We start from the raw sequence: 13,172 nt of genomic DNA, 5'->3' as shown, positions 1-13,172 counted from the left end.
ATGATGGTGATAGCAGCTAAATGATTCTTTGTGAGAATCATATAAAATACAGATTATAAAAGAGTTGAGTGTATGGCGTGTTGTAAAAGCATCAGAGAGTGTTGTTGTGATGCTTTTAAATTAAGTGGTAGCTGTACGCAACCTTTCAGGGGGAGTATTTTATAAAGGCTAAATGTCTCTCATCAAAGTGCTTCAATCTTGCATAAATAACGATAGAATAGAGAAGCACTCATGATCAAAAAACAAATTTCTGCTTTTGATAAACATCTTATCATTCGTCTTTTGCGAGAAAATCTTCGTAAACATGCGCATTGGTATAGTGCAGCTACTTTTTCCATGATTATTATTTCCTGCACAACTGCAGCCAGTGCATGGATTATGCGTGATGTTGTCAATTATATGATTGAAGCGCAGAATTTCGGTATGATTGTTTTGATTTCTGGTATCATTGCTTTCATTTTCATTCTTAAAGGGATTGCGACTTTTTCCCAAACGTACTTTTTAAGCAAAGCAGGCAACAGTATCGTTGCTGAACAACAGCGTAAAATTTATGCACGCCTTATGGAACAAGGTGTCTCTTTTTACCATCATAATACTTCATCTGATCTTCTTGTCCGTGTAACCCACAATGCTACAGCAGCGCGTAATATCATTGATACAATTATCACAACTTTTGTGCGTGATTTACTTTCCGTTAGTGGACTCTTGCTTGTCATGTGTATTCAAAATTTTACATTAATCGCCATTACTTTAATAGTAGGACCACTAGCTTTTTTAGGAATTCGAATGACTTTAAAACGTGTTCGTAGTCTTGTCGAAAAAGAACTCCTTTCGCTTGGTGAAATTATCAAAATTGTACAAGAAAGTTCTATTGGTATTCGCGTCATCAAGGCTTTTTCACTAGAAGATCTCATGAAAAAACGTATGAACAAAGCCATTGGCGATGTTGAAAAACAAGCAAATACTATTGCAACACTTCAAGCTATTACAAATCCCATTATGGAAACACTCACAGGTATTGCTATTGCAGGTATTATCTGTTTTTCCGGCTACCTTGCAACCCAACGTACAGGCGTTCAAGGTGAATTTATGTCTTTTATTGTTGCTTTGCTTCTTGCTTACGAGCCTGCAAAAAGGCTCGCAAATGTACGAGTCAAAATTGAAGCTGGCTTGGTTAGTATCCGTACGATGTTTGACATACTTGACCATCCTATCTCGGTTATGGAACATGAAAATGCGAAAGATCTCGATCAAACCCAAGGGAGCATTCGTTTCGAAGATGTCTCTTTTGCATATACAGATAAGAAAATAGTATTGAAGGGCATCAATCTAGAAATAGAACCCAGAAAAATGACAGCGTTGGTGGGACCATCTGGTTCAGGAAAATCAACCCTTATCAATCTTATTATGCGCCTTTATGACCCCACAAAGGGACGCATATTGATTAATAATCAAGATATCCGTTATACGACATTTCGCTCCTTGAGAAAGCTTATGGCCTATGTAGGACAGGATACTTTTCTCTTTCAAGGAACCGTTAAATATAATATCGGACTTGGAAAAGAAGGTGCCAGTGACGATGATATTATCAAAGCAGCAAAAACAGCCAATGCGCATGATTTTATTATGGACTTGCCAAATGGCTATGATACACAAATCGGTGATAATGGCTGTAATCTTTCAGGTGGACAAAAACAAAGAATCGCTATCGCTAGAGCAATGCTTCATGACAGTGAAATCCTCATTCTTGATGAAGCAACAAGTGCACTAGATTCACATACTGAAGCACAAATTAATGAAGCACTTCACCATCTCACCAAAGGACGCACAACTATCATCATTGCTCATCGTCTTTCAACAATTGCTCGTGCTCATAAAATTGTTGTCATAAAAAATGGTCAACTGATTGAACAAGGTAGCCAAGAGGAATTACTCGCAACGGAAAATAGTTTTTACAAAAAACTTCATAATATCCAATTTAAAAAGCACACGTCTTAACTTTTAGACGCCTCCGTAAGACTTGAGATCAAACGTGAAAAAATAGTCTTTCCTTTGTACAAGACAAAGGCATAACATGGGAAAGCATTATATCAAGTACAGCCATACAAAAAAGAAGTATGATTTATTGAGAATCCGTGTCTAGGATTCGTATGAGAATTAAACACCTCGTCTATTGTTTTATTAAAAGTATTCTTTTTTATTTTTCAAAATAGAAGCTTCATAATAAGAGCTTCTCCTTTCTTCAAGTAAGATGCGTAACATCCACAAATGTTATCGAACCCCACATGTATCAAAAAGCTGATAGCAAATTTTGGAAAACTTGCCAAAAACTAGGATAATGTAACTGTGATATTTCATGTTACCTTTGTTTAAATCCATTCCCGTGCTGTCCATTATAAATTTTTCTCAACATTGTAAACTGAGTATAAGAAGGAAGCCTTCGAAGAATCTATCATAAAATTTCTTGCTGTAGTAAATGCCTTAGATCGAGTTTTGCGTTTTATTCTAAAATCTAAAATCTGAGAACGAAAACTATCTTACTTAAACATTTCAACTTCTTGAAGTACTTGAAAATACATATGTTGTTACAAAATCAAGCAATTGATTTATCCTAATAATTTGTCGTTTCACAATTTGAATGAGAGCTCCGAATATCGTAAGATTCTTTCATTTTAAATTTGTTTTATGTTGAATTCATTCAAATCATTCGCGTGCACACTACAAGCGTGATTGGCATATGGATAAAACCATTTAAGAAAAGAGGAAACATATTACTCGTGAAATCTCTCAAGAAAAAAATCCCACCGTTGAGAACTAGAAAATAAAATATTAGTGCCGTTTCGTACCACCATAAATACAAAAAATGGTAGCGCCCAATGAGATTTTGCTTTCTACCATTCATGGCAATGCTGGTAAGATGGAATGAGGAGTATTAAAATAAATATATGAATGAAAAGCATCATGATATGTGGTTTTTCATAAAGGATGTCACTCTATAAAGAATACGATTAAAAAATTAAGCACTTCAAAAATATCTTGGTGCGATTTGATAAAAATTTCCTTTTTATAGAATTCCTTTTCTATAGCTTAATCTTTCTTGAAAACAAATTCGATAAAGCGATGTTTTTTATAAAAACATCCATAAAAGCTACGAGGTATTTTCTTATTTAAGTTATAAAGAATGATAAAAATGTGGTTTTACTCTTTGTCGGTTCTGCAAGCGAATCTGGATGATAATTTTTATTCTTAGTGTACTTAAGCATATTTTACGCCATCTCTTTTGAATAATATTATGTAGAGTTTATTGTACATCACCATCTTTATATGTATAAACGTGTAAGCTGAAACCATCATTCTGTTTGGCTTGCTTCCAATGTTACTCCCTTACATTTGAAAGTGTTCATAAGAGGCGCTCCCTTCTTTCTTCAATAGTTTTTACCCTCACACAAACCTCGCTTGTGGTATGTAAGCCAACGATTTTTTTGATTTAAATGCAAATATTTAAGTAGAAAAATCTTTTTAGTATTTGAAGTCCTTATTCAATTTGCGAAAAAATATCATTCCCAATGAGTGTGTTGTCTTTTCTAATACAGAGAGTTAAATGCATAAAATCAAAGTAATGGGAATTTCAAAGTTTTAATCTTTAATAATCTCTTTCATAAAAGAGACCAACACTCGAATTCTTTTCATTCCCTATGGCGCCTTTAGCTTTAAGATGGCGCGAAATATCCAAATTAATTGTGCCCTTCGTCGCTCCATCTGATCCTGCTTCAAAACCTAAATAAATGTTATTGTGTATATAACGTCCAATACGTAAGCCAGTATTTCCCTTTTCATCAACGACAACATCAAGATCATCAAGACCAATTTTAGCCCGTAGAGTATTCAATAAAGATGTATTAGAAGCACCGGCAAGATCAGCAGCCGCTGCCGCAAGTTGGGCAATCTGAAATGGTGATAATTCATTAAGAGAGCGGTTAAAAATCAAACGCGCTAAAATCTCATCCTGTGGCAAATTTGGTTGTGAAGAAAAATTAACATCAAGATTATCAATTGTTCCACTTACAGTTACTGTGACGCGAATATCACTACTATCTTTGTTGGCAACAAAATAAACCGTAGGATTAAGATTACCGCTAAAACTTGCTTGTCCCTGGTCAAAATTAAGACGCTGTGAAAGAATATCAAAACGTCCACGAATCATCTGAAACTCACCAACTGGATGCACATCATGCAATGGACCTGCTATGTTAATGCGTCCTCCCAGTTCAGTATCTAACCCTCGCCCACGCACAAAAAATTGGTTGCGCGCCGTAATAAGCATATTTGAGAACACAACAGACGAAGATTCTTGAGAGATACCACGATTTGTGTTGGTGCTCTTAACATCAGCACGTTCAAGCGTTTTTTGAATCGGTTTTGTTAAATTCTTATTTTTAATATCAAGAAACTTTGCATTGTGAAAATGATCAGGAACAAAAACCTCAGCTTTTTCAACTGTAATATCACCGCCAATAACAAGATTATCCAGAAAATGACCTGTCATTGTCATCTTTCCTGACAATGTTGCAAGAATCATAGAGCCATCATTATAATTGGCATTATCAAGATGGAATACCAAATCTGGTTTTAGATCATTAGAGATAAGACCTGAAGCAGAAACTTTTCCCCCCTCCGATGAAGCAGCGGAAGCTTTCTCTATCAAAATGTGATCGCCGTTTAATTTGCCTTCTATTGTTGCATTGTTAAGACCGAAATTTGTTTTTGAATCAAAAAAACTACCATTAACTATAGAAAAATTTCCTACCAATTGTGGCTTCAGTAATGCACCACTAATAGCTGCATCCATCTTGGCTATGCCAGTTATATGCGCACCACGCTTTGCTAATAAAAGATCAATAAAAGCAAGAGGTATTGTCCCTTTAACATTCAATTTGGCCTCTAGACCATTGAGAGAAACAGGTCCGCTTATAGAAAGATCTAATCCCTTATCTCCTGTCGCTATCATATTCTCAATATGAAAAGTCGATTTTTTGTAAGAACCACGAGCATTCATATTCATTGACATCGGTCCTTTATGAGTCATAGCAGTTAAGCTTTGACTAAAAAGCTCAAAATGAGCAGAGGGATCCTTCATGGTTCCGCCAATATCTACCTTACCTACCACCGCTCCTTCAAGTGCTTGCCCTTCAATAAAACTATTAAGCAAACGTGCAGGTAAATCTTGCAAGTTAACATGGAGATCCAACTTGTTTTCATTGAAAGATATGTGTCCTTGGGCTTGTGCCTTTGCTCCTTCCCCCGTAAAATTTGCATTCAAAGTAAGATTCTGATCTATGGTTTTACCTGTAGCAGTCAGCACAAAAGGCATTATTTTCTTATCTTGAAGTGCAATCGTCGTCAGCCTCTCCCCTTTTATATCATAGGTCACATCAGGCTTTTGCAAACTACCACGAATTATAATCTGCCCTGTTACAGTACCATCTGCTCCAAGATCGGATTTCCATAGATTGGCTAACGCAGCAGGAAATGCATTCATTGTAAGATTTAAATTAAGGGTATCTTGAACATTTCCTGCAAGGATAATTTTACCTCCATTCATCGCAAGTCCTAATCCATTTACCGTCATGCCATTTTTATCAAAAACAATCGTAGCTGCTTTAAGCAATGTCGCGTGAAAATTATGTTGTTTTATATCCACCGTTTCAATCTGTATTTCTCGTTTTATATGTTCTGGAACTTCTACTGCAACCATACGACCAGAAAGCTGTGCGTTGGTATTATGAGGCAACATCGCTTGAAGAGTAAAAACTGTTTGTCCATTTTTGCCATGAGCATGGACATTTAAATGATTAATCATCATCAAAGGCGTTTGAATTTGCTCTGCATTGATAGCCCCCTCCAATTGTGTCATGCCAAAAAGATCAAATAGGTCGGCTTTGACTTCCAACTTCTTCATTTTATTCTTTGCAAAGCTCAAACGGTCAATATGCGCTTTTAGATTGGCTTTTTGTTTGCCATTTTGTTCGCCAAAAACAAAATCTCCTGTTACTTTTCCACTGCCTTCCTGCAAAAATAACGCAGACAACACGGAAATATCATCAGCATCAACATGCAAAGCACCTTTCACAAGACCTTGTGTTTGAAAAAGATCACCGGTTATTTTTGCGCTTCCCCCTCTTATATTGATATTTTCAAGTTGTCGAATCTGGTGAGAATCCTTAAAAGAAGCTGATAAATACAACGGTTTCTTAGCAAAAGTACCTTCACCCTTTATCGAGCCTGTTACAGAAGTAACAGGTGATGTATTATCTAGCAGTGTTTTCATGGTGAATGTTGTGTTCTGTAGCTGCTTTCCCATTAAAAATGCTTCAGCAACATTTGCGCGTGTATTAAAATTTATAAGGTTATTGTGCCCTCTAGCTGTACTTTGAATTGTAAGTGCACCTTTTACTCTCGAATCCAATTTAGCAAGATCAGATATTTGAGCAGAGAAATCCATTTTTGCTCTCTCACTCGAAAAATATCCATCTGCTTTTATATCCGCATATTGGCTTTTCAAATCTAAACGACGCAAAATTAGATTCGCCGTGTCATAAGCAGCAGCACCTGAAAGAGTAAATTTTCCTTTGAAAAAACGATCAAAAGGCTCCACACCTATTTTCATATTATCAGCCACCCCTGATAACTCAAGATCAAAAGCGCCACTCATTAAACCGATTGTTCCTTTGGCTTTAATATCTGCGCTACCAGAGAGTGATTGCTCACGCAATAAACTAAAAGGAGCAAATGTTTGCGTTTTTAAACCAAGGTCGCCTTTAAAAACAAAACGCTCCATTTTTCCTTTTAACCAAGCAGAAAAACTCTGCCCCGTAACACTAAAATCATGAATCAAAACCGGTTTTTTAGAAAAAACATCCGTATCTAAATGCACATGAACTGTTTGGTCTAAATCTTTTCCTGATGTATCTTTACGTTTTTCACCCCCTTTAAGTGTTCCTTTAACCTGAATCCCAACATGACGAGATGCTGCATTATCAAGATTTTCACTTACTCCTCCCATATCAAAAATGGCATCGCGAATATGAATATTTTTATTGCTTACATGATGTACAATAAGCTTTCCCTTCCAAGATTGTTTTCCTTCACGACCATAATCAATGTTTAAAGCAAGATTACCCACACGAATTGGTACTTCTGATGCTAGTAAAGGTGCTCCCTTATTTTCCTTATCAAAAGCCATTTTGCCATCAATAAAAAGCCGCCGTAAAAATCGATCTGCTGTTATTTCAGCATTAGCTACAACATTTATTGCCTTATTTTGAAGCACAATATGATCAAGATATGTCGCACCTTCTTTTGTCATTCTTGCTTCTGCTTTCAACGTTACATCAGATTCGAAAAGGTTACGATATTGAGGAGGCATTAAAGAGCCAAGTGTACCAACAAGTTTCGTAGAAAAACTATGTCCCTCCGCAAAATGAGCAAGAATAATATTGCCATCTAAAACAGGACGGTGGTCAACTTCCGAATAAAGTTTGATAACCAAATTATCAAAAGTACCATCCCCCGTAATAGCAAGATTCAACGCAGGACGCTTTTCAATTTGCAAAATATTCGCCAAAATGCCATTTTGCGCTTCATCAACAGAAATATCAACCTTAGCTGTACGGTTGCTATCGGATAGCTTTGTGAGAACAGAAAATGATCCCGGTGCATCTAAACGATGAGCTGTTATATCAACATCAACCTCACCATTTGCCAAGGTTAGATTTCCTTTTAAGGATACATCAGCAGAAAAACCAAAAAGCTCCTGTTCAAATGCTACATGTTGAGCTTGAAGCCTATTGATAGAAATGGCAAGTGGCAATTTTGGTACAGAAAATTTCCCTGTCTCAAAAGAAGAAATCAGAGAAGAGTTGCTCTGCGGTTTGCGTAAAAACGTAATCTGTTCTGCTGAAAGCTCATTAATACTCATGCGCCCTCTCAACAATGCTAGGCGGTTCCAATCCATTTTAGCATTGGTAATTTTCAGCCAAATACCCTTTTTATCACTCACGGTAATCGCTTCAATTGACGTTTGAGAAGACAGTGTTCCTTGTATATTATGTAAACGAACTTGGCGATTAGTCCCTGAAAGTCCACGTTCAATGAGAGAAACTAACCATGAACGATCATCGGTATGCACTTGGCTAGAGGAGGAATTGCCTCCTCGCGCCAAAACAAAAGCACTTAGCAAAAAAAACGAAAGTCCAAATAAGAAAATCCATAAACGCATAATTTTTTTCATTAAAATGCTTGTCCTATACCCACATAAAAACCAATGCGAGGATCACCTTTCTCTCGCTTGAGAGGAAAGGCTAAATCAACGCGTAAAGGACCAAGATCTGTCATATAGCGACCACCAATGCCCGCTCCCCATTTTATTTTTTTAGAAAAATCAAAATGCGCCTTTTCTCCTACACTACCGCCATCAAGAAAACTAACAAGCCCTATCTTATCATTTAAAGACAAACGTAACTCTGCTGACCCCTCAACGAGTGCTCGCCCACCAACAACAGCATTATTGTCTGTTTTGATACCAATATTGCGATAAGCATAACCGCGAACAGATCCTCCACCACCAGCAAAAAAGAGTGTATCTGCAGGTATTTGTGCCCTATCACTCCCAAGAATTGTACCAAGCTTTGCTCGCGCAGCAAAAACAAAACGATTCTTTTCATCCAATGCCCAATAAGAACGACTCTCTACAGTCATTTTTGCTATAAAATTGCCAAAGCGCATTTCATAAAAAGGTTCGACATTCACTTCAGCATACAAACCTTTTGTCGCATTAAACTTATTATTACGACTATCGTAAATCAAACCACTCGGTAACCCAATTGTTGTAAAATGACGATCCCCAAAATGAATATCGCGTGAATAACCAGTAGAAACTTTTACGGACATCTGTCCCGATAGATTACCATTAAAGATATGCGTTATACCAAACTTTCCTTTAATGGCTTTTGTCGTATAATTTTCTAAGACATCTTGCTGTATTTTTAGTTCTGTTCTAAAATCTGTATCAGGAGTAAATATACCAGGTTTTATAAATGTACTGCCCAAAAGATAATCAAAATTTTTAAAATTATATGATTGCTTCTTATTGCCACCAATGCCACTTATTTTCGCTTCAATTTTAAGCTGTTCTGCATGACCAAAAAGATTATTATGCATCCAATAAGCTTCAAAACCAGCACCATCTAATGTTGAGTAGCTACCACCTGCACCAAAACGACGTGGTTTACGTTCTTCCACCACAAGCGTCAGTGGTAAACTACCATCAGGACTAATCATCTCAGCCTCACGTATATTCACAGCACGAAAAACATTAAGGCGTGCAAGTCTTTCACTTGCTTTGGCTAACGCAGCAGAATCATATTTTTGACCTACCTTTAATCCTGTCATCCACGCAATATAAGCCGAATCTACGCGTGGCTTCACACTAACATTACGCACACTTAAAGGACCGTAATAAGCTTCTTGTCCAGGATCAACAGCAATCTGCGCATCAATAAGACGTGCTGCATGATCAGCAATCACTTCACTTTTCATAACTTTGGCCTTAGCATAACCTTGTCTACGCCATCCTTCAACTGCCCATCTTTCCGCTTTTAAAATAGTTTCAGATTTGGCAATCATTCCAGTCTTATAACCCAATTCTTCAATTGTCGGCATTCTATTGGTTTTATATTTTACCAATGGAGCAACTTTATTAATGTCTGCAACATTAAAAACATATTGAGGACCAGCATCAACGAGAATAACAATTTTAGATTGTGCTGGGAGTTGCGTTACAGGACTTAAATCAGCAGCTTCTAAACCATTAATCTTAATACTAATAATACCGCCATAACGTCCATCAGCATAAAGAGCAGAAAGAATAGCGCGATAATCTGAACGCGCTTTCGCTAACAAACCAGAAGAATTAAATGCTTTATCTTTATCAGCAACCAGAGAAGAAACAGACTTAACTATTTTTACACCTTCTGATGGCGCCCCCAAGGGAGCAATAACATCAACCTTATAAAATTTCTCTGTATCACTGACATTATAGGAAGAGGCATTGGTTGTCTTTTGACCAAAAAGAGGAATGCCGAATAACTCAAATGCTGCAAGTGTTTGCGGAAAAGCACAGGTAAAGCATAAGCTTATAAACACACTGCGCATGGTTCCTGATTTTAAAAAAACGCCCGTCCGATACACCATCCAATCAGATACCTTCAACACACTTCACACCACTTTGTACTATAAATAACATCAAACAAGAAAGGTAAACATGCTTACCCTCAATATTTCACACGTTTGATTATATCAAATAATATTCTTTGCTTGCCATGCATAATCTTTCCTCCCCTTATATTCATAAAACTCTCTACCAGCGTGCAACAAAACAGCTTCGCTCCTTTTCTCCTAACACATTCATTTAACTCATTATAAATGTTTTATTGAATCCCATAAAATTATGGTTAAATTTATACAAATAACTCTCTATAAAAGTACTACAAATTTATGTATATAGATTTCTCTCTCCCAAAAAACCATAAAGACACTTCTTGATTTTTATGCGGAGATATGATTGTCTCTCCCGAGTTAAAGGGGGGGAGAAATAATTGATGATCGCGCGTGTTACAACTGTTGCTTTTCGCGGTCTAGAAGCAGTGCCTGTCGATGTACAGGTTATGATTTCCACCGGCAAAATAGGAATGGCTATTGTTGGATTAGCCGATAAAGCAATCGCAGAAAGCCGTGAACGTGTGCAAGCAGCTCTGCATGCTTGTGGGCTTTCTATGCCAAACAAACGGGTTACTGTTAATCTTGCCCCGGCTGATCTTCCTAAAGAGGGATCCCATTATGATTTGCCTATTGCTGTAGGCTTAATGCTTGTTATGGGGGTTCTTCCTCCCGAAGTTGCCCAAGACTACGTCATTTTAGGTGAATTGTCATTGGATGGTTCCCTTACAGCTGTCAATGGTGTTTTACCAGCCGCAATGACAGCTTTATCACTCGATAAAGGCCTTATTTGTCCCCACATATGTGGACCTGAAGCTGCATGGGCAAATGCGGAAATGAATATTCTTGCCCCCGAAACACTCCTTACTATGGTCAATCATTTTAAAGGGACCCAAATCCAAAAACGTCCACAACCGCGCCAATATACTATCCAAACTGAACTTCCTGACCTTTGCGAAATTAAAGGACAAAAAACCGCCAAACGTGCATTAGAAGTTTGCGCTGCTGGGCGGCATAACCTTTTGTTTGTAGGTCCTCCTGGCGCTGGAAAATCTATGTTAGCGCAACGATTGCCTTCCATTCTACCACCCCTTGATAGCCGAGAACTTTTAGATGTTTCTTTAATTGCTTCCATCACAGGAGAAATAGTCCATAATACCATTTCACTCCACTGTCCCTTTCGCGCTCCGCATCATTCCGCGTCCATGGCCGCAATGATCGGTGGTGGACTTAAAGGACGACCTGGAGAAGTCTCTCTTGCGCATAATGGCGTTCTTTTTCTTGATGAATTACCTGAATTCTCTCCGCAAGTCCTTGACTCTCTTCGTCAACCCTTAGAGAGTGGAGAATGTGTTATCGCCCGCGCTAATCACCATATTAGCTATCCTGCCCGCTTTCAATTCATTGCTGCAATGAACCCTTGTCGATGTGGTATGGCAGGCGAAAAAAATCATGTTTGTGCTAAAGGAATACGCTGTCAAATCGATTATCAGTCCCGTATTTCTGGTCCTCTGCTCGACAGAATTGATTTACGGATTGATGTCCCTGCTCTAACAGCTATGGATCTTATGCAACCAGAACAATCAGAAAAAAGCTATGATGTTGCAAAACGCGTCGCACGATGTCGTGCCATTCAAGCCAAACGTTTTACAACATTGGGTCTTGACCATATTCGCACCAACGGTGATTGCCCTGCCAAAATTATCGAACAAATTGCTATACCTGATAAAAATGCCGCTAAACTCCTACGCGATGTAAGTGAAAAAATGCAGCTTTCCGCCCGTGCTTATCATCGTATTCTTAAAGTTGCACGCACCATTGCCGATCTTGATGAAGCTGACCTTCTTGCTCGCCATCATCTTGCTGAAGCTATTTCTTACCGGTTGGGCACTGAAAGATTAACAGTTCTTACCTAGAACGAAGTATTCATCAATAAAAACTTACTGGAAAATAACGCAGATAAAGTTCTGTAAGCTTGCCATCATCTTCTAGAGATTTCAGAGCATAATTAAGTATATCAATTAATTTTTCATTCTTTTTTGCCACAGCAAGCTGCATTCCTTGCCCCAATAACTGTGGAGCCATATACGGACCTCCAACAAAATGGCAACAATCAGCAGATTTGGGATCATTTAGCCACAAAGATAAAGAAAATCCATCATCAAAAATAACATCAATTTTATGATCCTGTAATGCTTTATAAAGCTCTGTCCTGTTTTTAAATCCTTGCCATTTGGCTGCAGGAAAATAACTGCGAAACAGTTTTTCGTGAACAGTTTTGGACAAAACGCCACTGTTTAAATGTATAATTTTATCGCTTATTGATTCATCAAGATCTACAAGTTGGGATACAATAAAGCGAGACGCAACAAATCGAGCTGGAAAACGCAAATAAAATCTTGTAAAAACGAGATCTTGATGGGTTTTCATTGTTTCTTTTAAACCAGCAATAATGACTTCTGCACCACCATTTTTGACATGGTCTACAAGCTCTTCCCAAGGAACAACTTCTACCTCACAGACTTTTTCAAAATTTAATTTTGAACAAATAGCACGCAATAAGTCGATATTATAGCCTGCAAGATGTCCTGTTTGATCAAGAAAGTTAAAGGGAGGGAAATCAAAAGTTGTTACAAAACGCAAACGGACTATATCTGTTGTATCAGGCTGCACAAAATGTTCATGCGAATTAAAAAAAGAAGGAAGCCTGCTGTTCATTTCGGCTTCTACAAACGAGGAAAATAAAAAGTCCGATAGTCCAAATACAATTCCAATAAAAGCATTCAATCTATTTATAAATTTCTTTATTGCCAAAATCTCGCCCCCATTTTGCCCCCCATTTTGCAAAGCTAAAATATAACTTTTCTCAATCATCATATCTAATGCATTGAACAAAA

At 37.6% G+C, this 13,172-nt stretch carries 5 protein-coding genes; 2 read left to right on the top strand and 3 right to left on the bottom strand.

The window, feature by feature from the left end:
• Window positions 1–231: 231 nt before the first annotated feature.
• Window positions 232–1,998, top strand: coding sequence for an ABC transporter ATP-binding protein (locus PVV68_RS00755; protein ID WP_273719625.1), 1,767 nt, complete (start codon window positions 232–234; stop codon window positions 1,996–1,998).
• 1,645 nt (window positions 1,999–3,643) lie between these two features.
• Here PVV68_RS00755 and PVV68_RS00750 read toward each other — a convergent pair.
• Both PVV68_RS00750 and PVV68_RS00745 read right to left on the bottom strand, forming a co-directional pair.
• Window positions 3,644–8,290 carry a translocation/assembly module TamB domain-containing protein gene (locus tag PVV68_RS00750; protein WP_273782571.1) on the bottom strand — a complete coding sequence of 1,549 codons (4,647 nt, stop codon included), beginning with the start codon at window positions 8,288–8,290 and terminating at the stop codon, window positions 3,644–3,646.
• Window positions 8,290–10,251 carry an autotransporter assembly complex family protein gene (locus tag PVV68_RS00745; RefSeq protein ID WP_273719627.1) on the bottom strand — a complete coding sequence of 654 codons (1,962 nt, stop codon included), beginning with the start codon at window positions 10,249–10,251 and terminating at the stop codon, window positions 8,290–8,292. The genes PVV68_RS00750 and PVV68_RS00745 overlap by 1 nt, the downstream gene beginning before the upstream one ends.
• A 407-nt stretch (window positions 10,252–10,658) precedes the next feature.
• Between PVV68_RS00745 and PVV68_RS00740 the strand changes: the two genes are divergently transcribed.
• Window positions 10,659–12,191 carry a YifB family Mg chelatase-like AAA ATPase gene (locus PVV68_RS00740; protein ID WP_273719628.1) on the top strand — a complete coding sequence of 511 codons (1,533 nt, stop codon included), beginning with the start codon at window positions 10,659–10,661 and terminating at the stop codon, window positions 12,189–12,191.
• Window positions 12,192–12,204: 13 nt separating this feature from the next.
• Here the strand turns inward: PVV68_RS00740 and PVV68_RS00735 are convergent, their stop codons facing one another.
• Complete coding sequence (locus PVV68_RS00735; RefSeq protein WP_273719759.1) at window positions 12,205–13,149, bottom strand: transporter substrate-binding domain-containing protein; 945 nt, start codon at window positions 13,147–13,149, stop codon at window positions 12,205–12,207.
• Between the last annotated feature and the right edge of the window lie 23 nt (window positions 13,150–13,172).

Source organism: Bartonella sp. ML69XJBT (genome assembly GCF_028618515.1).
GTDB lineage: Bacteria > Pseudomonadota > Alphaproteobacteria > Rhizobiales > Rhizobiaceae > Bartonella.
Note: the sequence above shows the minus strand (reverse complement) of the source record. Positions and strands in the feature narration are given on the sequence as shown.